The organism is Pseudomonas sp. Van50 (assembly GCF_055390755.1).
In genome coordinates this window covers 4,118,632-4,137,375 of sequence record NZ_AP024343.1, presented here as the reverse complement: position 1 = coordinate 4,137,375, position 18,744 = coordinate 4,118,632, and the positions used below count along the sequence as shown (strand labels likewise).

At 64.7% G+C, this 18,744-nt stretch carries 20 protein-coding genes; 13 read left to right on the top strand and 7 right to left on the bottom strand.

All coding sequences use genetic code 11. The features are described 5' to 3' along the window. Positions 1 to 57: 57 nt before the first annotated feature. The 3 genes from ACZ5M5_RS17495 to pdxR all read right to left on the bottom strand — a co-directional run bounded on the left by ACZ5M5_RS17495 (position 58) and on the right by pdxR (position 2,608). A complete protein-coding gene (locus ACZ5M5_RS17495; protein ID WP_060742009.1) occupies positions 58 to 462 on the bottom strand; it encodes a cupin domain-containing protein in 405 nt (134 codons plus the stop codon). 298 nt (positions 463 to 760) lie between these two features. Beyond that, positions 761 to 1,054 carry a putative quinol monooxygenase gene (locus ACZ5M5_RS17490; protein ID WP_060742010.1) on the bottom strand — a complete coding sequence of 98 codons (294 nt, stop codon included), beginning with the start codon at positions 1,052 to 1,054 and terminating at the stop codon, positions 761 to 763. A 120-nt stretch (positions 1,055 to 1,174) separates the two neighbouring features. Next, a complete protein-coding gene (pdxR, locus tag ACZ5M5_RS17485) occupies positions 1,175 to 2,608 on the bottom strand; it encodes a MocR-like pyridoxine biosynthesis transcription factor PdxR (RefSeq protein WP_092473724.1) in 1,434 nt (477 codons plus the stop codon). Positions 2,609 to 2,803: 195 nt separating this feature from the next. Here pdxR and ACZ5M5_RS17480 point away from each other — a divergent pair, with 195 nt between their 5' ends. Further along, positions 2,804 to 3,244, top strand: coding sequence for a carboxymuconolactone decarboxylase family protein (locus ACZ5M5_RS17480; protein WP_060742012.1), 441 nt, complete (start codon positions 2,804 to 2,806; stop codon positions 3,242 to 3,244). A 155-nt stretch (positions 3,245 to 3,399) separates the two neighbouring features. Here the strand turns inward: ACZ5M5_RS17480 and ACZ5M5_RS17475 are convergent, their stop codons facing one another. After that, positions 3,400 to 3,726 (bottom strand): hypothetical protein, encoded by a 327-nt coding sequence (locus ACZ5M5_RS17475; RefSeq protein ID WP_060742013.1) that lies wholly within the window; start codon positions 3,724 to 3,726, stop codon positions 3,400 to 3,402. Positions 3,727 to 3,931: 205 nt separating this feature from the next. On the opposite strand from ACZ5M5_RS17475, the gene ACZ5M5_RS17470 reads away from it, so the two are divergent. Genes ACZ5M5_RS17470 through ACZ5M5_RS17460 form a run of 3 tightly spaced genes read left to right on the top strand, consistent with a single transcriptional unit; the run spans position 3,932 to position 6,085 of the window. Continuing rightward, complete coding sequence (locus tag ACZ5M5_RS17470) at positions 3,932 to 4,564, top strand: secretin and TonB N-terminal domain-containing protein (RefSeq protein ID WP_464737690.1); 633 nt, start codon at positions 3,932 to 3,934, stop codon at positions 4,562 to 4,564. Continuing rightward, complete coding sequence (locus ACZ5M5_RS17465; protein ID WP_464737689.1) at positions 4,561 to 5,106, top strand: sigma-70 family RNA polymerase sigma factor; 546 nt, start codon at positions 4,561 to 4,563, stop codon at positions 5,104 to 5,106. Before ACZ5M5_RS17470 ends, ACZ5M5_RS17465 begins: the two co-directional genes overlap by 4 nt. Positions 5,107 to 5,143: 37 nt before the next feature. Further along, positions 5,144 to 6,085, top strand: a complete 942-nt coding sequence (locus tag ACZ5M5_RS17460) for a FecR family protein (protein ID WP_464739412.1) — start codon at positions 5,144 to 5,146, stop codon at positions 6,083 to 6,085. Positions 6,086 to 6,312: 227 nt separating this feature from the next. Here ACZ5M5_RS17460 and ACZ5M5_RS17455 read toward each other — a convergent pair whose 3' ends face one another. Next, a complete protein-coding gene (locus ACZ5M5_RS17455; protein ID WP_092198309.1) occupies positions 6,313 to 6,924 on the bottom strand; it encodes a PulJ/GspJ family protein in 612 nt (203 codons plus the stop codon). Beyond that, positions 6,921 to 7,373 (bottom strand): type II secretion system minor pseudopilin GspH, encoded by a 453-nt coding sequence (gene gspH / locus ACZ5M5_RS17450; RefSeq protein ID WP_092198312.1) that lies wholly within the window; start codon positions 7,371 to 7,373, stop codon positions 6,921 to 6,923. The genes ACZ5M5_RS17455 and gspH overlap by 4 nt, the downstream gene beginning before the upstream one ends. Before the next feature lie 117 nt (positions 7,374 to 7,490). Between gspH and ACZ5M5_RS17445 the strand changes: the two genes are divergently transcribed. Next, positions 7,491 to 7,961 (top strand): type II secretion system protein N, encoded by a 471-nt coding sequence (locus tag ACZ5M5_RS17445; protein ID WP_192261336.1) that lies wholly within the window; start codon positions 7,491 to 7,493, stop codon positions 7,959 to 7,961. 75 nt (positions 7,962 to 8,036) lie between these two features. Here ACZ5M5_RS17445 and gspI read toward each other — a convergent pair whose 3' ends face one another. Beyond that, positions 8,037 to 8,414 carry a type II secretion system minor pseudopilin GspI gene (gspI, locus tag ACZ5M5_RS17440; RefSeq protein WP_060742019.1) on the bottom strand — a complete coding sequence of 126 codons (378 nt, stop codon included), beginning with the start codon at positions 8,412 to 8,414 and terminating at the stop codon, positions 8,037 to 8,039. Between the two features lie 148 nt (positions 8,415 to 8,562). Here gspI and gspG point away from each other — a divergent pair, with 148 nt between their 5' ends. The 8 genes from gspG to ACZ5M5_RS17400 all read left to right on the top strand — a co-directional run bounded on the left by gspG (position 8,563) and on the right by ACZ5M5_RS17400 (position 18,588). Beyond that, a complete protein-coding gene (gspG, locus tag ACZ5M5_RS17435; protein ID WP_060742020.1) occupies positions 8,563 to 9,012 on the top strand; it encodes a type II secretion system major pseudopilin GspG in 450 nt (149 codons plus the stop codon). Positions 9,013 to 9,020: 8 nt separating this feature from the next. Continuing rightward, the gene (gene gspK, locus ACZ5M5_RS17430) at positions 9,021 to 10,004 is read left to right on the top strand and encodes a type II secretion system minor pseudopilin GspK (protein ID WP_464737688.1); all 984 of its coding nucleotides are present in this window, start codon (positions 9,021 to 9,023) and stop codon (positions 10,002 to 10,004) included. Continuing rightward, complete coding sequence (gene gspL, locus ACZ5M5_RS17425) at positions 10,001 to 11,182, top strand: type II secretion system protein GspL (RefSeq protein WP_464737687.1); 1,182 nt, start codon at positions 10,001 to 10,003, stop codon at positions 11,180 to 11,182. The genes gspK and gspL overlap by 4 nt, the downstream gene beginning before the upstream one ends. Continuing rightward, complete coding sequence (gene gspM, locus ACZ5M5_RS17420; protein ID WP_060742022.1) at positions 11,175 to 11,750, top strand: type II secretion system protein GspM; 576 nt, start codon at positions 11,175 to 11,177, stop codon at positions 11,748 to 11,750. Before gspL ends, gspM begins: the two co-directional genes overlap by 8 nt. Beyond that, entirely contained in the window at positions 11,747 to 14,110 is a 2,364-nt protein-coding gene (gene gspD, locus ACZ5M5_RS17415) for a type II secretion system secretin GspD (RefSeq protein WP_464737686.1), read from the top strand. Before gspM ends, gspD begins: the two co-directional genes overlap by 4 nt. Positions 14,111 to 14,279: 169 nt before the next feature. Continuing rightward, on the top strand, positions 14,280 to 15,698 hold the full coding sequence (gene gspE / locus ACZ5M5_RS17410; protein ID WP_060742024.1) for a type II secretion system ATPase GspE: 1,419 nt from the start codon (positions 14,280 to 14,282) through the stop codon (positions 15,696 to 15,698). Continuing rightward, positions 15,698 to 16,909 (top strand): type II secretion system inner membrane protein GspF, encoded by a 1,212-nt coding sequence (gspF, locus tag ACZ5M5_RS17405; protein WP_060742025.1) that lies wholly within the window; start codon positions 15,698 to 15,700, stop codon positions 16,907 to 16,909. The genes gspE and gspF overlap by 1 nt, the downstream gene beginning before the upstream one ends. Before the next feature lie 509 nt (positions 16,910 to 17,418). Next, a complete protein-coding gene (locus ACZ5M5_RS17400; RefSeq protein WP_103310410.1) occupies positions 17,419 to 18,588 on the top strand; it encodes a substrate-binding domain-containing protein in 1,170 nt (389 codons plus the stop codon). Positions 18,589 to 18,744: the final 156 nt, after the last annotated feature.

The window sequence follows — 18,744 nt, the reverse complement described above, 5'->3', positions numbered from 1 at the left end:
TGATACACCGCCATCGCGAGCAAGCTCGCTCCCACAGGATGGCTTGTAGTGCGACTGTTAGTTTTTCAGTGGGATCAACACCGCTTCATCCTCTCCCATCACCATGAACACCAGCAATTTCGCCGGTTGGCTCGTGCTGGCGTTTTTCGACACCAGGTGCTCGGAACCCGCCGCTTCATACCAGAACTCCCCGGCCTTGTAGGTCTTCGCCGGCTCGCCCTTGACCTGGGAGGTGATGGCGCCTTCCAGCACATAGGCCATGGCCGTGCCTTCGTGTTTGTGGGCAATGGACGCTTGGCCGGGGGCATAGTTGACGGTCAGCATCATGGCTTTTTTGCCTGGAACGTTTTTCAGCCGTTGTTCCTGCAACACCGTGACCTTCTCCGAAGGCGCAGCTTCGTGGGCGTAGGCTTGGGTAATGGGCAGCAGGCTGAGGGCGGCGATCAGATAGAGGGTTTTCATGGGGCATGGACCTTGGTGATTTCGAGTGATTTCGCGCTGTCGCGGCGATGGGTTCACCCTAAGCCCCAGGGTGGGGCAAGCAAACGTCCAATCTTTCGGAAGGTGGGTAGACCAATGGTTGGGTGGCAAATTTCCATCAGGCTGGCCCGTACCCCCGTGGCGAGGGAGCTTGCTCCCGCTGGGTGGCGAAGCCGCCCCAACCGGAACGCCGCCACTGTCCAGGCAGACCGCATCAGCCGGTTTACGACTGCTGCGCAGCCGAGCGGGAGCAAGCTCCCTCGCCACAGGTCAAGAGCGCTCAGACAACCGGAAAACTATTGAAATCCACGCTTCGGGCCAGGCGGTTGTCGATCAGGCTGATGAAACCTTGCACTTCCGGACAGTTGAAGTGGGCTTGCATGGCCGCCTCCGATTGCCAGCGGGCGCTGACGTTCCAGCGGTCGCCATCGTCCGGGCAACGGTCGACCATATAGGCGTCGCAGCCTGGCAGGGCACGCAGGGTTTCGACGATCTGCTGCAATTGCCGGCCCAGATCTTCCGAGCGCCCGGCGGCGGCTTGCACCTGTACGGTATTGATCACTTGGCGAGACATTTTTCAGACTCCTGAATCAAGTCGGACGGAGGTGTTCACGAGTAATGACACCCGTGCAGGATAGGCCTGGCGGCGCGAGGCTCAAACAGCCAATGGGCGGATAAATGCCCAGTCCAATCCTCAGGCCACCTGCTGCAGAATGTCGCGCAAACGGTCGAGGGCGATGTCGATGTCCAGGGTTTCGATAGCGCCGAAACCGAAAAACAGGCCCGGCCGCACGGGCACATCATTGAAAAAACCGTCGAGGCTGTAGAGCCCGACCTCGGCTTTTTTCGCCAGCTCGATCACCAGCGCCAGATCCACCGGGACCTTGCACAACACGGCCATATGAAAGCCCGCGGTGGTGGGCACGGCCTCGAACCAGGGCGACAAGTCCCCGGCCATGCGCGCCAGGATCCGCTCGCGACGCCCAGCGTACAGGGTGTGGCAGCGGCGGATGTGCTTGAGCAGGCAGCCCTCGGCGATGAACTTGGCCAGGGCCCATTGGGGCAGGGTGGAGGTGTGCTGGTCGGTGAGGCGCTTGGCCAGGATCACCGCTTCGAGGATCGCCGGCGGCAGGATCGCGTAGCCGAGCCGCAGCTCCGGCAACAGGGTCTTGGAGAAGGTGCCGACGTACGCGACGATCCCGCGCTCATCCAGGCTCTGCAATGAATCGGCGGGCCGGCCTTCGTAGCGGAATTCGCTGTCGTAGTCGTCTTCGATGATGATCGCCCCCAGCTCATAGGCCCGCGCCAGCAAGGCCTCGCGGCGGGCCTGGCTCATGGGCATGCCCAGGGGAAATTGGTGAGAGGGCGTCACATAAATCAGCCGCGTGCCGTCGGGAATCAGGTCTACCCGCATGCCTTGCTCGTCCACCGGCACCCCGGCCACCGTGGCGCCCTGGGAGCCGAACAGCAAGCGCGCCGGCGGATAACCCGGATCTTCCATGGCCACCAGGCTGCCGGGACGGGTCAACACCCGCGAGATCAGGTCCAGGGCCTGTTGCGCGCCGTTGCACACCACGACGTCTTCGTCCTGGCAATTGACCCCGCGGGAAAAGGCGATGTGCCGGGCAATGGCATTGCGCAGCGACGGCAGGCCTTCGGGCTGGCTGTAGAAACCCTTGGCACTGGCGATCTGGCGCAGGGCGTGGGCGGTGCAGCGCCGCCAGTCGTCCAGCGGAAACTGGCCCTTGCCGGTGGCGCCGCCGATGAAGTCGTAGCGCAACGCACCTTCGAGGGTGGGGTGGCGCATCAGGTCCGGCATGGTGCGCCAGGCCTCGACGACGTCGGCACCGGCCAGCTCGCGGTGACTTTGCTTGCGCACGACTTTGGCCGGCCGCGCATTGACGTAGGTGCCTTTGCCGATGATGCCAGTGAGGAAGTTCTCGTAGGTCAATTGGGCGTAGGTGTCGGAGACGGTCTTGCGCGAGACACCCAGTTGCTCGGCCAGCAGGCGACTGGGCGGCAGTTGGGTACCGGCGGCCAGGCGACCGCTCTCGATGGCGCTGCGCAATTGTTGATACAACTGGCCCGACAGGTCCTTGCGGCCGTTGATGACAACATGAAGTTCCATACCCGCAAGCTCCTGGGCGATTGTTCGGTGGCCGGCGTCAAAGGCGCAAGATTACCCGCATTGTGCGACTGCATAGAAGTTGCGTGGGGAAAATCCCGTCCATTGGACTTGTCCCCGGTTTTTTCGCCGAATTGGACCTGTCATTGCCCGGCACCAGGGCCTACCGTGAAGGTCTCGAACACCACGGAGCCCGCCATGAGCCCGCGTCTGGATTACTACACCGCATCCCCCGGGGCGATGCGAGCCATGATCGGCCTGGAAGCCCTGACCAGTCGCCTGAGTATCGAACCGGCGCTGCTGCACCTGATCAAGATCCGCGCCTCGCAACTCAATGGCTGTGCCTTCTGCACCGACATGCATTCGGTGGAGGCACGACGCCAGGGCGAGACCGAGCGGCGGCTCTACGCGCTGGCGGTATGGCGCGACAGCGGTTTCTTCACGGCTCGCGAACGCGCCGCCCTGGCCTGGACCGAGGCGGTGACGCTGTTGGCTGAAAGCCAGGTGCCCGATGACGTCTATGCCCAGGCCCGGGCCTGCTTCAGCGAGGAAGAACTGGTGGACCTGACCCTGGCGATCAGCACCATCAACAGCTGGAACCGGCTGGCGGTGAGTTTTCGCCAGAGTCCGGGGGGCTGAGTTTTCAGTCGTTTAGCGCCTGGCAGGCCGCTATCGCGAGCAAGCTCGCTCCCACATGGGGTGGGTCTGAACAGGAGTTTTGTGTTTCTCCCGGATCAATGTGGGAGCGAGCTTGCTCGCGATGAACGATAACGCGGTTTGATGTTGAGCAAAGGCTAATTGTCGGCGGGCGTCGGCGGCCGCTGGGGCTTGACCGAAGTGCCGAATGTATTGCCCATGCGCACCCCCGTGGCCGCCGGGGTGGCCAGGCCGATGCTGTTCGGTGCGCGTTCGTTGACCGGCACATTCATGGCGTCCTGGGCCCGTTGCGCCGCCTTCGCGGCCTGGGGGTCGTTGCCCATCTGCCGACTCAGGCAGTTGTAGTCGGGGGTCTTGTAACCCCCCACGGTCACCTCGATACAGGCCGGGGCTTCTTCGCCCTGGGCCCAGGGCAAGGCCATGAACAGCCCGAGGCCTGCCATCATGTTCATCCACTGTTTCATCTCCGACCTCCTGGCCCGTCGCAGCGGACGGTGCGTTGTCAGGGCATCAGTCTAGTGTGGCCTGGAGGATTTGTATCAGTTGTCATACGACATTCATAAACACCCCTCAGGATGACGATTTTCAACGGATACGTCAGTCGTGCAGCAGGGCAGAGCCAGGGGCGGACGCGGACGTGGATTGACCAGGGCGCCCTTGGGGTGGCTGATGGTGTTGCTGTGTCTGCTGGTCGGGCCGATCCAGGCGGTGGGCCTGGTGGACCTGGACATCGCGCCCCAGGAACTGACCACGGCGCTGGAGCAGTTCAGTCGCGCGACGGGCATGGCGGTGCTGGTGGATCACCAGCTGTCGAGCCAGCGCCAGACGCTGGGTGTGCAGGGGCGGTTCACCCCCTCCGAAGGGTTGCGGGTGTTGCTCAGCGGTACCGGGCTGGCGGCGCATTATGCCCGGGCGGATGCGTTCACGTTGCAGCCGGTGCGGGTCCGCGAGGTGCCACTGCCTGCCGGTGTCACCCCGGGCTTGAGTGACAGCAACTACGCGGCAGCCATCCAGACGGTCATCCAACGCAATTTATGTCGTTCACCGTTGACCCGTCCGGGCAGTTTTCGGGCGGTGCTGCAAGTCTGGATCGGCCGGGACGGCGTGGTCCAGCACAGCCGCCTGGTCAGTTCCACGGGCGACCTGATGCGGGACAAGGCCTTGGTCAACAGTTTGCAGAACCTCAGGATCGACCGTCCGGCGCCCAGTTCGTTGCGCCAGCCGGTGACCCTGCTTTTGTTACCCGACTCATCAGGAAAAAGCATGGAATGCATGACAGGGGAAGGGGTGTCCGGGCGATGAAAGACGTCGGTCGCAGCCCGTTGGTGAAGTTGTTCCTCACCTCCTATGAGGATTTCAGGGTGCGCCTGCGCAGGCGTCTGGGCTCCGAGGAGCTGGCCAACGACGTGCTGCATGAAACCTACTTGCGGGTCGATCGCATGGTCGACACGCCGGACATCGCCCAGCCCAATGCCTATCTGTACCGCATGGCCCTGAACATCGCCGCCGACCGTCGGCAGGCCGATGCGCGCTTGCTCACGGGGGATGAAATCGAGGAATTGCTGCAGGTCTCGGATGAGGCGCTGGACCCGGCGCGGGTGGTCGGCGGGCAGAAGGAGTTGCAGACCTTGCTCAAGGCCTTGTACGAACTGCCGGCGCGCCGTCGCAGGATTTTCATCGCCGCCCGCCTGGAAGAAGCGCCGCACTTGGAAATCTCCCAGCGCTTCGGTATTTCCACGCGCATGGTGGAAAAGGAAATCAAGGCGGCGCTGGGGCATTGCGCCCTGCGCCTGGAAAGAAAAGTCATTCAGCGGTTCGGTCCCGGCGCGGGAAAACCGTCTTGAGAGTAGAGACCCGACCCTTTCATGAGTGTGTGTGCGCTTGAACATCTTCAGCATCGCTTCCCCTGATGCCACGCCCCAGGCCCGATTGGCCAGCGAGGCCCGAGATTGGCTGATCCTGCTGACCTCGGGACGCGCCACCGTGGCCGATGCCCGGGCCTTGCGCCTGTGGTGCGGGCAAAGTCCCGAACATGCGCAGGCCTTTGAACAGGCCAAGGCGCTGTGGCATGGGCTGCAACCCGCCGCTGCAGCGTTGCAGGCGCCTCGGCATTTCGGCCGTCGGGCGTTGTTGGGTGGCGCCCTCGCGGCATCGGCGGCTTTCCTGTTGATCCGCGCCACGGTGCCCGGCGGTGTTTCCGGGCTGGGGGCCGACTACATCACCGAGGTCGGCGAACAGCGCCGAGTGGAATGGGGCGAGGGCGTCAGCCTGGAGCTCAACACCCAGACCCGTCTCAGCCGTCGCGCGCTGGCCGATGGCGGGCAAGGGTTGGAATTGCTCAGTGGCGAAATTGAAGTGCAGGGGCGCAGTGCCCAGGTGGTCAGCGTCCAGGCCGGCACCGGTTGGATCAGCGCCGCCCGGGCACGCTTCAACATCCGCTACACCGGCCAGAGCGTCTGCGCGACCTGCCTGGAGGGCGTGGTGCAGGTCGAGGTGCAAGGCCAGCGGTTTCGCCTGGAACCGGGCATGCAACTGACTTACGAGCCTCACCAGGTGGGCGCGCCCAAGCGTGCCGATGTGTCGGCCGCCATTGCCTGGCGTGAGCAGGTGCTGGTGTTCAACGACGCGACCCTGGCCAGCGTCATCGATGAAATCAACCGCTACCGTCCCGGCATGTTGCTGCTGCTCAACCGCGAACTGGGCCAGCGTAAGGTCCAGGCACGGTTTCGCCTCGACCAGTTGGCGGGCGTGGCGCTGTTGATCCGCGATGCCTACGGCGCCAAATGCACCGAGTTGCCGGGTGGGGTGGTGGTGCTGAGCTGAGGCCGGCGATGCCTGGCGGGCCTCATCGCGAGCAAGCTCAGCTCCCACAGGAGTTCGTGGGGCCCCACAGATTCAGCATCCGCCCACAATCCTCTGTGGGAGCTGAGCTTGCTCGCGATGAGGGCGGCACACTCAATCCAGATGCAAGCTGACCCACCGCTATCGCGAGCTTACTCCTGCAAGGGGCCTGTGTTGGGCTCTGGCCTTGAAGGTCCTCCAGTAACCGCCTAATCCAGCGGCCCCAACACCTGTCGATACGTTTCGGCCCCCTGAGGTGTCTGGCGAGTCAGGCTGACCTCGATGCCCGTCGGGTTTTCCTGGCGGTTGCCGCTGAGTTTGCGCCAGCCTTTTTCCGTGTCCCAGTACCGCAGGCCGGCGTCGCTGACGTCACTGAGCACGGCCACGCCCGGGCCGGGTGCGGGCAGGGGGTAGCGGTTGCGGGCCTGGCCCTGGGCGCGGTAAAGCGTGTCGCCCTTGAGCCACCAGCGCACCCGTTGCAGCTCGCCTTCCTGGGCCGCCGCCACGCGGATCACATCCAGGCGAAAGCCCCGACCTTCGGTGCTGCGCACGGTGAGAGCAGGCGGGGCGGTCGAAGGCTGGTCGTCGACGCCGGGTTTGACCGGTTCACTCAGCTCGATGCTGGCGCGCAGGGCCACGTCGCGCTCCAGTTGGTTCAACACCCGCAGCAGCGCTTCGGTCTGCTCGGTACTGGCCTGCAAATGGCTGTCGGCACGGGTCACGCTGTCCAGCCCGCGCCAGGCGATCAGGCTGACCACCGCCATCAGCAGGATCGCCACCATCACTTCCAGCAAGGTGAAGCCTTTCTCCCGGGCGCTCATTGGAGTTGCACCCGCCCGGCGGCACTGCGTTGCACAGTGAGACTGTTCTGGCCGTCCGACAAGCGGATCTGCAAGGGTTCGCCGATCCATTCGGCATTCAACACGACCCGCTGCCTGGGTTCTACGCGCACTTCCATCGACGGACTCTGCCAGCGACGTCGGCGCAGTTGCGGGTCGTCCTCGAAGCGATCGACCCCGGTGCCCCGGTCCGCGCGGCGACTGAAGCCAAAGCCCTTGGCATCCCAGCGCCAGGTAATCGGCCGTCCGTCGCTGCGTGCTTCGGTCTGGGCCAGTTGCAACAGCTGCACCAGCCGTTCGCCATCCTGGCGCAGCAACTTCAACGGGTCCGGCTTGATGCTCAGGCTCACGGCGGCACTGGCGATGCCGATGATCACCAGCACCACCATCAATTCGATCAGGGTAAAACCGCGTTGCTTGCCGAGGTTCATGTGCGCTCCTTTGCGTGAGCGTCATCCTGCACGGTGAAGATGATAGGGATGTGAAATAAAACGGAGAGAATTGACGCGTACGCTGCAAGTTGGAATCAAAAAAAGGAGATTCAGGCCATGGCGTTCATCGAGCGTGTGTCCCCGGCGCAAATCGTCCAGGTCGTGGGCTTGTTGGCGGCGTTGGCCGGGGTGGCGACCTGGTCTTCGCTGCTGCTCACCTCGGCCGAGTCGCGCACGCCGGACGTCGCCCCGCAGCGCATGGCCGAGCGTTCCGATAACCCGGCGTTGCAATGGTTCTCCAACCAGCCGGCACCGGTGGACATCAAGGTCAGCGGCGTGCTGGCCGGTACCCACGCCGCCGTGGCGATCCTCAGCCTCAACGACGGGCCGCCGCGCAGTTTCCTGGTGGGTGAAAGGGTGGCCCAAGGCGTACGGTTGGTGGCGATCGAGGCGCAGGCGGTGGTCATCGAACGTGGCAATGAGCAGACCCGTCTGGCCCTGGCCCGGCTGCCGGATTCGGTGGTTTTGCCCTCGCTGTGGGAGCAAGGCTTGCCCGCGATGAAGACGGTGCAGTCTCCGAGGAAATGAGGCGCCTGCATCGCGGGCAAGCCTTGCTCCCACAGATAAACCCCTCGTCACAGAGGATGTGTTAATCCACACCATTCAAGGTTTGTCCCGGCTGACCAACGTCTCCAGCCGAGCCAGCGGCGGGGCTTCGCGACTGCGGTCCGACACGCTCAGTTCAACCCGCAGCAGCCGGCCGTTTTCCGCCGGGCGCAGGGTCTGTTCGCAGCGCAGCAGCAAGCGCCCCTGGTCGCATTCGAACACTTTGGAACCCTGGGCAAAACGGCCTTCCAGGCGCAACTGCGCCAGTTGGCTGCGAGCGGCCAGCAGGGCGATGGATTTGTCCCGCAGCAGGCCGTTGCTCTGGGTCATCACCGCCGCCACGCGCACGGCGGCCGACATGGCCACGGCGATGATCGCCAGGGCCACCAGCACTTCGATCAGGGTGAAGCCGGCTTGCGGAGCAGGGCGTGGCATGGCGCGGGCTCGGGTGCGAGGGCAGCCTTCAAGGGTAGCCGGCGTTCGTGACCGATTGACGACGCAAGCTCCTGAGCAATTTCAATATCACTGACATATTTTCTTGCAACACTGCGCCTCGAATCGAATCCAGCGAAGGACCGTCGAGATGCAGATCGCCCGTTACAACGCCCGTTCCCAAGGCCCTCGCGGGCAGCGGGGTTTCACCCTGATCGAAATCATGGTCGTGGTGGTGATCCTCGGCATCCTGGCGGCGATGGTGGTGCCCAAGGTCCTCGACCGCCCCGACCAGGCGCGGGCAACGGCGGCGAAACAGGACATTGGCGGCCTGATGCAAGCCTTGAAGCTGTATCGCCTGGACCACGGCAGTTACCCGAGCATGAACCAGGGTCTCAAGGTGCTGGTGGAGAAACCGGCCGATGCGAAAAACGGCACCTGGCGCTCCTACCTCGAGCGCCTGCCCAACGACCCTTGGGGCCGCCCCTACAACTACCTCAACCCCGGTGCCAACGGCGAAGTCGATATCTTTTCCCTGGGGGCCGACGGCCAGCCTGATGGCGACGGCGTGAATGCCGACATTGGCTCCTGGCAGTTGTAAGGGCCGTGATGCGAACGGATTCGCCCCTCGCGGCGAAGCAGCGCGGCATGGCGGTGATCAGTGCCTTGTTGATCGCCGCCGTGGTGGCGGTCATCGCCGGCGGCATGCTGACCCGCCAGACCCTGTTCACTCGCAGCCTGGAGGCCGAGCAGTTGCGCGTCCAGGGCACGGCGCGGTTGCAGGGCGGTCTGCAACTGAGTCGCCAGTTGCTCCGGGATGCCCGCCAGCGCGATCCACTGACGCGCTTAGGCCAACCCTGGGCCAAACCCATCGTGATACCGGGTTCAGGCCAGATCGACACACCGTTCGAAGGCCAGTTGGAAGATGAGCAAGGCAAGTTCAACCTGCGCAACCTCGTCGCCAATGAGCGCGTGGACGAGGAGCAAGTGCGCGCCTTCGAACGCCTGTGCCAGCAGTTGGGCGTGGCCGCGACGGTCCGCACGCGTATCGTCGAAAGGGTGGTCGAGGCCTATCCGCGCCTGTTGAATCCGCAGCGGGTGGACCAGGCGCCAAAGACCAATACGTTCAACAGTGGTCGCGAAACGTCGCCCCAGGCCGATACGCCACTGGCCCCGACGCGGCCGATGCTGCGCACCTTGCAAGACTTGCGCAGCGTCAAAGGCGTCACCACGCGGTTACTGGACACACTGGCGCCTTACGTGACGATCCTGCCCACCAACACCTGGCTCAATGGCAACACCGCCAGTGCCCCGGTGCTGGCCGCCTACGTGCCGGGGCTGTCGCTGCAACGGGCCGAGGCACTGGTCAGGGAGCGTGACGGCGGCCACTGGTTTATCAACCGCGGGGATTTCGTCAATCGCCTGCGCATGCCGGAGCTGGAGACCGCCAGCGTCAAGGTCGGCATCACCAGCGACTGGTTCCGCCTGCGGGGCCAGGCGCGCAGTGGTCAGCGGCGGGTCGAACTGGAAGCTTTGCTGCAACGCACCGAGGACCGCTTGCCCCAGGTGATCTGGTCAAGGGTGGGGGTATGACGCGCTTGCGTATCGCCCTGGCGCCGCTGGGCAGCCTGGACCTCGACAGCCCGCTGGCGTTTGCCTGGCTGGATCGCCAGGGCCAGGTCCGCGAGCAAGGCCGCAGCAACCTTCGGGCGCTGGGCCAGAGTGGTAAAAACCTTTCGGTGGAGTGTTTTCTTCATCCCCGCGACAGCGTGTTGACCCGCCTGGAGTTACCGCTGTTGCCGGCGGCCAAGATCAGCGCAGCGGTGACGTGCGCGGCCCAGGCCCTGATGCTCGGCGCCAGCGAACACATGCAGGTGGCCCATGGCCCGCGCGACATTGACGGGCAGGTGCAGATCGCCTGGCTGGACCGTGAATCCCTCGCCAATCTCGGACGGCTAGTGCACCAGGCCGGCATGAAACTGCGTGGCCTCTACCCGGCGGCCTACGCCTTGCCGGTGCTGTCCGGGCCGGTGGCCTGCATCGAGGACGACCATCTGCTGGTGCGCCATGGCCTGCAACACGCTGTGGTGCAACCGTTGCAGGAGGAGGCGCTGGACGAGTGGCTACTGGAAACGGGGGCTGGGCTGCATTGGATCGGCGCCGCGCCGCCCAAATCTTCCCTCGACACCTTGGCTGAAAGCCAGCGCTGGACTGGCCCGGCACCGGGCTGGGGTTTGCATGCCGGTCTGGCACGCAACGCCGTCGAGCGCGGTGGTTGGGGCCGGGCGGTGGCGATCTGCGCGACAGCGCTGGCGGTGTGGGTGGTCGGGTTGAACCTCTATGCAGCCCGCGAAGCGGCCCAGGGCCAACGGCTCAAGGCGCAGATGAGCCAGCGGGTGAAACAGGCGTTCCCTGAGTTGCCGGTGATCCTCAACCCGTTGCAACAGGCTCGCCAGCAGATCGCTGCGCGCCAGAGCGGTGCGGCGACCGATCCGGCCCAACGCTTTGCCAGCCTGGTGCAGCAGGCGGGCAGCGCCATGCCGTTCATGAGCGGCAATGTCCAGGCGTTGGTGTTCGAGAACGGTGAGTTGCGCCTGACTGTCGTGGCCGAGGCGCAGAAAACCGCCGCCGAAGAGGATTGGAAAATCCCCCTGGCCCAGGCCGGCATCGACGTCGCCGCCATCGAACAGGGCTGGCGCCTGCGGGTGGCCCCGGCCGGCCAGGGTACGCAGGACGCCTCCGACGAAACCCCGGACACCGACGATGAATAAGCACTCCCTGGCACTGGCGCGGGTCCGTTGGCAAACCTTTCGCACGCGCTTGCGCACGTTCTGGCAGGGGCTTGCCGTGCGCGAACAAGCCGCCGTGGCCCTGGCTGCGCTGGTGTTGGGCGGCTGTCTGGTCTGGCTCGCGCTGATCCAGCCACCGCTCAAGACCATCGCCTACTGGCAAGCCGAAACCCCGAAGCTGCGATCCCAGACCGAGGCCCTCGAAGTGCTGTTGCGTGACGTCGCCGGGCCGGCGCAAGGCCTGCCCCTTGAAGCCGCCTTGCGCCAGAGCCTGGACGCCAGCGGCTTGAGCCAGCACTACCAATTGCAAGCGCCCGGTACCGAGCGCCCCGGCGCCTGGCAGCTCACGTTCGACCAGGCCCCGGCGGAGGCGGTCATCAGCTGGCTGCTGGGCAATCCACGGCAATTTTCCCTGGAGGTGATCGAAGCCCGTTTACAGCGCACTGCCCTTGCCAATCCCGATAACCACGACAACCTCGACAACAGCGCCGGCACACTGTCCGGAACCGTTCGCATGGATCAGGCGCAAAGCGCTAAGGAAGCTTCATGAAAGGGGCCCGATACCCACGTCATTGGCGCAAGGCCGCGCCGCTGTTGTTGCTGGCGTTGAGTGCGTGCAACAGCACGCCGCCCGCGTCGCAGCCACCGTTGCTGGTGGATAGCGAGCTGGGTATTCCATTGGGGAGTACCCAGCGCAGCGGCGATGCATTGCTCGATCGCCAGCGGGCCCAGGACCTGCGTGAGCGCAAGCCCGCGGTGCGGCATCAGGTCGATCTCACCGCCCGTGCCCGAGAGCCCCGCAGCAATGCGCCGGCGCGCACGCCCCTGGGGGATCAACCGGTGACGCTGAATTTCGTCGAGGCGGATATCCAGGCGGTGGTGCGGGCCTTGTCCCGTTCCACTGGCCAACAGTTCCTGGTGGACCCGCGGGTCAAGGGCAACCTGACGCTGGTGTCCGAAGGCCAGGTCCCGGCTCACCAGGCCTACGACATGCTGCTGGCCGCGCTGCGCATGCAAGGCTTCAGCGTGGTAGACGTGGGCGGCGTGGCCCAGGTGGTGCCGGAGGCCGATGCCAAGCTGTTGGGTGGGCCGATCTACAGCGCCGACAAACCGGCCGGCAACGGCATGCTGACGCGCACCTTCCGCCTGCAATACGAAAACGCGGTGAACCTGATTCCGGTGCTGCGCCCGATCGTGTCGCCGAACAACCCGATCAATGCCTACCCGGGCAACAACACCATTGTCGTCACCGATTACGCCGAAAACCTGTCGCGGGTGGCGCAGCTCATCGAAGGCATCGACACCCCGAGTGCCATCGACACCGATGTGGTGCCGATCCACAACGGCATCGCCGTCGACATCGCGCAAATGGTCTCTGACCTGCTGGAAACCCAGGGCGGCGACCAGACCCAGAAGATCAACGTGATCGGCGATCCGCGCTCCAATTCCATCATCATCCGCGCCGGCAGCCCCGAGCGCACGGAGCTGGCGCGCAACCTGATCTACAAGCTCGATAACGCTCAGAACAACCCGAGCAACCTGCACGTGGTGTACCTGCGCAATGCCCAGGCCGGCAAGCTGGCCCAGGCCCTGCGCGGCTTGCTCACCGGGGAAAGCGAAGGCGAGGGCAACGACAACTCGCGCTCGGTCCTCAGTGGCATGGGCGCCAATACCAACGGACAGAGTGGACAGGGCAGCAGTGGCGATGGCACCGGCAGCACCACCAGCGGCAGTGCGTCGACCAGCGGCAACGGCTACGCCCAGGGCAGCAACGGGGCAACCTCCGCTTCGACGAAAAACGAACAGAGCACCGCTTTCAGCGCCGGCGGTGTCACCATCCAGGCCGACGCTACCACCAACACCTTGCTGATCTCTGCGCCGGACCCGCTGTACCGCAACCTGCGGGAAGTCATCGACCTGCTGGACCAGCGCCGGGCCCAAGTGGTGATCGAGAGCCTGATCGTCGAGGTCGGCGAGGACGACGCCAGCGAATTCGGCGTGCAATGGCAGACCGGCAACCTCGGTGGCAGCGGGGTGATCGGCGGGGTCAATCTCGGCGGCACCGGGCTCAACCTCAACGGCAAGACCAGCATCGATGTCTTGCCCCAGGGCCTGAACCTCGGCGTGGTCAACGGCACCGTGGACATTCCCGGCATCGGCAAGATCCTCGACCTCAAGGTCCTGGCCCGGGCCTTGAAGAGAAAGGGCGGCACCAACGTGCTGTCGACGCCGAACCTGCTGACCCTGGACAACGAAGCGGCGAGCATTTTCGTCGGCCAGACCATTCCCTTTGTCAGCGGCAGCTACGTCACGGGCGGGGGCGGCACCAGCAACAACCCGTTCCAGACCGTGACCCGCGAGGAGGTGGGTTTGAAGCTCAATGTCCGGCCGCAGATTTCCGAAGGCGGGACGGTCAAGCTCGACATCTACCAGGAGGTCAGCAGCGTCGATAATCGCGCCTCGAGCACCACGGGTATCGTCACCAACAAGCGCGCCATCGACACCAGCATCCTGCTCGACGACGGGCAGATCATGGTCCTTGGCGGGCTGCTGCAGGATGGCTACAGCCAGAGCAACGACGCGGTGCCGTGGCTGTCGACGATTCCCGGGATCGGCGCGCTGTTTCGCAACGAGCGGCGGCAGATCACCAAGACCAACCTGATGGTGTTCCTGCGGCCCTATATCATCCGCGACACGGCGGCGGGACGCGGCATTACCCTCAACCGCTACGACTTCATGCGCCGCGCCCAGGGCCTGCTGCAACCGGATCGCAGCTGGGCAATGCCGGACATGCAGGCCCCGCAACTGCCGGCCTCGGCGAGGGCGATCCCGGGGACGCCGCCTGCCGGGCCGCAGATGCCCAGGGCGGTGATCAAGGCGGTGCCGGTAACGGAGCCGATTGGACAATGAATTCCGTGGCGAGGGAGCTTGCTCCCGCTGGGTTGCGAAGCGACCCCAAAAAGATTGCATGCCATCTGCCTGGCACACCGAGGTGCCTGGCTTTGGGGCTGCTGCGCAGCCCAGTGGGAGCAAGCTCCCTCGCCACAGTGGGTGGGTCAGTAGTAGAGGAAGTGTGCCCATGAACACCCTCCCATACGCCTGGGCCAAGGCCCAGCGCCTGGTGTTGCGCCAGTCCGAAGAGGGGGCGGTGCTGATGGTGTGCCCGTCCACGCCGGGCTGGTCCATCAGTGAAGTGCGCCGTCAGTTCGGCGACGTGCGGCTGGAGCGGGTGCGCGACGAGGAGCTCGACGGGCTGCTCAACAGTGCCTATGCCGACACCGGCAGTGCCGCCGCAGTGGTGGGCGCGGCGGAAAACGAAGTCGACCTCGACCGGCTGATGCAGGACATCCCCGAGATCACCGACCTGCTGGACACCCAGGACGGCGCGCCGGTGATTCGCATGATCAATGCCTTGCTGACCCAGGCCGCACGGGATGAGGCCAGCGACATCCACATCGAACCCTACGAGAGCCATTCCGTGGTGCGCTATCGCGTCGACGGCACCCTGCGCGATGTGGTTTCGCCGCGCAAGGCCCTGCACGGTGCGCTGGTGTCGCGGATCAAGATCATGGCCCAGCTCGACATCGCCGAAAAACGCTTGCCCCAGGACGGCCGCATCGCTTTGCGCGTCGCCGGTCGACCGATCGATATCCGCGTCTCGACGGTGCCCACCGGCCACGGCGAACGGGTGGTGATGCGGTTGCTGGACAAACAGGCCGGCCGCCTGCAACTGGAAACGTTGGGGATGGATCCGGACGTACTGGACAAGCTCGATCACCTGATCCGCCAGCCCCACGGCATCGTCCTGGTCACCGGCCCCACGGGCAGCGGCAAGACCACCAGCCTCTACGCCGCCCTGGCCCGGCTGGACGCCAGTGTCCACAACATCCTCACGGTGGAGGACCCGGTGGAGTACGACCTGCCGGGCATCAGCCAGATCCAGGTCAACGCCAAGATCGACATGACCTTTGCCCTGGCGTTGCGGGCGATCCTGCGCCAGGACCCGGACATCATCATGATCGGCGAAATCCGCGACCTGGAAACCGCACAAATCGCCGTGCAGGCGTCCCTCACCGGTCACCTGGTGCTGGCGACGCTGCACACCAACGACGCGGTGTCGGCCATCAACCGCCTGATCGACATGGGGGTCGAGCCGTTCCTGCTGGCCTCGTCGATGCTCGGCGTGCTGGCCCAGCGACTGGTGCGCAGGTTGTGCCCGCAGTGCAAGCAACCAGATCCCGCCACGCCCGGCACCTGGCGCCCGGTAGGTTGCCCGAGCTGTAACCAGACCGGCTACAGCGGCCGCACCGGGATCCATGAACTGTTCTGCATCGACGATGACATCCGCACGCTGATCCACCAGGGGGCAGGGGAGCAAGCACTGCGCGCCGCCGCCCGCCAGGCCGGCATGTTCAGCATGCGCGAGGATGGCGAGCGCTGGGTGCGCAGTGGCACCACGGCCCCTGAAGAAATCCTGCGCGTGACACGGGACGCCTGATGAATCGCTACCGTTTCGAGGCCGCCGACGCCCAGGGCAAGATCGAATCCGGACACTTGGAAGCCGACAGCCAGGGGGCGGCCTTCAACCTGTTGCGCAGTCGCGGGCTGACGGCATTGCAGGTGCAGGTCGAGCGCAACACGACACCGGCCAACGGCGGTGGCTTGTTCAGCGCCAAACTCTCGGACAACGACCTGGCCTGGGCCACCCGGCAACTGGCGAGCCTGCTGGGCGCGAGCCTGCCGTTGGAAGCCGCGTTGAGTGCCACGGTGGAACAGGCCGAGCGCAAGCACATCGCCCAGACCTTGAGCGCGGTGCGCGCCGATGTGCGCAGCGGCATGCGCCTGGCCGAAGCCCTGGCGGCACGTCCCCGGGATTTTCCGGAAATCTATCGGGCGTTGATTGCCGCCGGTGAAGAGTCCGGCGACCTGGCCCAGGTGATGGAGCGATTGGCGGACTACATCGAGGAGCGCAATAACCTGCGGGGCAAGATTCTCACGGCGTTCATCTACCCCGGGGTAGTGGGGCTGGTGTCGGTCGCCATCGTGATTTTCCTGCTCAGCTACGTGGTGCCCCAGGTGGTCAGTGCATTTTCCCAGGCCCGCCAGGACCTGCCGGCGCTGACCGTGGCGATGCTCACCGCCAGCGATTTCATTCGGGCCTGGGGCTGGTTGTGTTTTGGCGTGCTGGCCGGCGGGTTCTGGAGTTGGCGCATGTACTTGCGCAAACCGGCGGCGCGGTTGAACTGGCACGCGCGGGTGTTGCGCCTGCCGCTGATCGGGCGTTTTGTACTGGGCCTCAACACCGCGCGCTTTGCCTCGACCCTGGCGATTCTCGGCGGAGCCGGGGTGCCGTTGCTGCGAGCACTCGAAGCCGCCCGCCAGACCCTGTCCAACGACCGCCTGAGCCAGAGCGTCAGCGAGGCCACGGCCAAGGTCCGCGAAGGGGTCAACCTGGCGGCGGCGCTGCGGGTGGAAAAAGTCTTCCCACCGGTGCTGATCCACCTGATCGCCAGCGGTGAGAAAACCGGCTGCCTGCCACCGATGCTCGAACGCGCCGCGCAAACCCTGTCCCGCGACATCGAACGTCGCGCCATGGGCATGACTGCGTTGCTGGAACCGTTGATGATCGTGGTTATGGGCGGCGTGGTGCTGGTGATCGTCATGGCGGTGCTGTTGCCGATCATCGAGATCAACCAGTTGGTGCAATAGCCCTCCGCGCAAAAACCGTGGCGAGGGAGCTTGCTCCCGCTGGGCTGCGCAGCAGACCCAAAACCTGACTTTCCAGTACAACAGACAGATCGCAATCAGCCCGTCTGGGGTCGCTTCGCAACCCAGCGGGAGCAAGCTCCCTCGCCACAAAAGCAGCCCGTTGTTTTGCAGTGATGCAACACCTCCCGAGCCTCTCCATCGCCAAACTCGGGTTCCTCGTTCTGTCATGTTTACGCGCCTGCCCACCGCCTGCCGCCACCTTCACGGTGAACCCTTGCCGCATCCCCGCAAGAACCAGCCGAACCCTCAGCCCAGAGCCCTCGAACACCCGAGGAAAAAGCCTAAAAAACAGCCCTCGGCTCCCGAGGTTTTTTCCTTTATCTGTCACCGGAAACTGCGAATTTCTAACCCATGGCCTCACCCCATCGCCATCGGCACAGGACCGAGCGCCATGACGGCAAGCACGCGTCACCCAACCTACGTACGAACACGATGAAAGGAGATTCTTCATGTTTAAGCGCAACGTTCTCGCGGTATCCCTGACCCTCGCCGGCCTCTGCGCCGCTCAGGCCGCCATGGCTGATGTCAATGGCGGTGGTGCTACCTTGCCTCAGCCGCTGTACCAGACTTCCGGCGTCCTGACTGCCGGTTTCGCCCCTTACATCGGCGTGGGCAGTGGTGCCGGCAAGTCGGCTTTCCTGACCAACGACTACACCAAGTTCGTGCCAGGCGACACCAGCGGCAAGAAAGTGCACTGGGCTGGTAGTGACTCCAAGCTGAGCGCCACCGAACTGAGCACCTACGTCAGCGCCCATGGTGCTGCCTGGGGTCCATTGATCCAGGTGCCATCGGTCGCCACCTCGGTTGCCATTCCGTTCAACAAGACCGGCACCGCCAACGTTGACCTGAGCGTCAACCAATTGTGCGGCGTGTTCTCCGGTCGTCTGACCGACTGGAGCCAGATCACCGGTTCGGGCCGTACCGGCGCGATCACCGTGGTCTACCGTGCAGAAAGCAGTGGCACCACCGAGCTGTTCACCCGCTTCCTGAATGCCAAGTGCGCTGAAACCGGCACCTTCGCCATCACCACCAACTTCGCCTCCAGCTACAGCGGCGGCCTGCCAGCCGGCGCCGTTTCCGCCACTGGCAGCCAGGCTGTGATGACTGCAGTGAACGCCGCCCAAGGCCGTATCAGCTACATGAGCCCGGACTACGCGGCTACCACCTTGGCCGGTCTGGACGACGCCACCAAGGTCGCCCGCGTTGCCGGTGTTTCCCCAGCCCCAGCCAACGTATCGGCCGCCATCGCCGCTGTCGCGGTACCTGCCGTCGCCAACCGCTCCAACCCGAACGCCTGGGTACCGGTGTTCGCCGCTACCACCAACCCAAGCGACCCTAGCGTCGTAGCCTACCCATCCACCGGCTACCCGATCCTGGGCTTCACCAACGTGATCTTCAGCCAGTGCTACGCCGATGCGACCCAGACCACTCAGGTTCGCAACTTCTTCAGCCGCCACTACGGTTCGTTGACCAACAACGACTCGGCCATCACCGCCAACCGTTTCGTGCCGCTGCCTTCGGCCTGGAAAACCGCTATTCGTGACTCTTTCGTCACCGCCTCCAGCGGCCTGAGCATCGGCAACACCAGCGTCTGCAACGCCATCGGTCGTCCGTTGTAAGCCCACGCTTGAGCGACCCGCAATACCCGGTCAGCAACGGTGAAAGCCGTTGCTGACTTTTTGCGTCATAGCCGTACCAACACAGCCACATGAAATTTTCATGACATCCGTTCGGTCCCGAGCGGTTGTAACCGCCTAACCCCTATAACCAACGCT

Excerpts from the sequence above, each read along its gene's own strand:
- ACZ5M5_RS17455 (WP_092198309.1), bottom strand. The coding sequence starts at position 6,924 with ATGAGCGCCCGGGAGAAAGGCTTCACCTTGCTGGAAGTGATGGTGGCG.
- ACZ5M5_RS17495 (WP_060742009.1), bottom strand. The coding sequence starts at position 462 with ATGAAAACCCTCTATCTGATCGCCGCCCTCAGCCTGCTGCCCATTACC.
- gspM (WP_060742022.1), top strand. The coding sequence starts at position 11,175 with ATGAATAAGCACTCCCTGGCACTGGCGCGGGTCCGTTGGCAAACCTTT.
- pdxR (WP_092473724.1), bottom strand. The coding sequence starts at position 2,608 with ATGGAACTTCATGTTGTCATCAACGGCCGCAAGGACCTGTCGGGCCAG.
- ACZ5M5_RS17475 (WP_060742013.1), bottom strand. The coding sequence starts at position 3,726 with ATGAAACAGTGGATGAACATGATGGCAGGCCTCGGGCTGTTCATGGCC.
- ACZ5M5_RS17470 (WP_464737690.1), top strand. The coding sequence starts at position 3,932 with ATGGTGTTGCTGTGTCTGCTGGTCGGGCCGATCCAGGCGGTGGGCCTG.
- gspG (WP_060742020.1), top strand. The coding sequence starts at position 8,563 with ATGCAGATCGCCCGTTACAACGCCCGTTCCCAAGGCCCTCGCGGGCAG.
- gspK (WP_464737688.1), top strand. The coding sequence starts at position 9,021 with ATGCGAACGGATTCGCCCCTCGCGGCGAAGCAGCGCGGCATGGCGGTG.
- gspE (WP_060742024.1), top strand. The coding sequence starts at position 14,280 with ATGAACACCCTCCCATACGCCTGGGCCAAGGCCCAGCGCCTGGTGTTG.
- ACZ5M5_RS17465 (WP_464737689.1), top strand. The coding sequence starts at position 4,561 with ATGAAAGACGTCGGTCGCAGCCCGTTGGTGAAGTTGTTCCTCACCTCC.
- ACZ5M5_RS17490 (WP_060742010.1), bottom strand. The coding sequence starts at position 1,054 with ATGTCTCGCCAAGTGATCAATACCGTACAGGTGCAAGCCGCCGCCGGG.
- gspL (WP_464737687.1), top strand. The coding sequence starts at position 10,001 with ATGACGCGCTTGCGTATCGCCCTGGCGCCGCTGGGCAGCCTGGACCTC.
- gspI (WP_060742019.1), bottom strand. The coding sequence starts at position 8,414 with ATGCCACGCCCTGCTCCGCAAGCCGGCTTCACCCTGATCGAAGTGCTG.
- gspH (WP_092198312.1), bottom strand. The coding sequence starts at position 7,373 with ATGAACCTCGGCAAGCAACGCGGTTTTACCCTGATCGAATTGATGGTG.
- gspF (WP_060742025.1), top strand. The coding sequence starts at position 15,698 with ATGAATCGCTACCGTTTCGAGGCCGCCGACGCCCAGGGCAAGATCGAA.
- ACZ5M5_RS17400 (WP_103310410.1), top strand. The coding sequence starts at position 17,419 with ATGTTTAAGCGCAACGTTCTCGCGGTATCCCTGACCCTCGCCGGCCTC.
- gspD (WP_464737686.1), top strand. The coding sequence starts at position 11,747 with ATGAAAGGGGCCCGATACCCACGTCATTGGCGCAAGGCCGCGCCGCTG.
- ACZ5M5_RS17480 (WP_060742012.1), top strand. The coding sequence starts at position 2,804 with ATGAGCCCGCGTCTGGATTACTACACCGCATCCCCCGGGGCGATGCGA.
- ACZ5M5_RS17445 (WP_192261336.1), top strand. The coding sequence starts at position 7,491 with ATGGCGTTCATCGAGCGTGTGTCCCCGGCGCAAATCGTCCAGGTCGTG.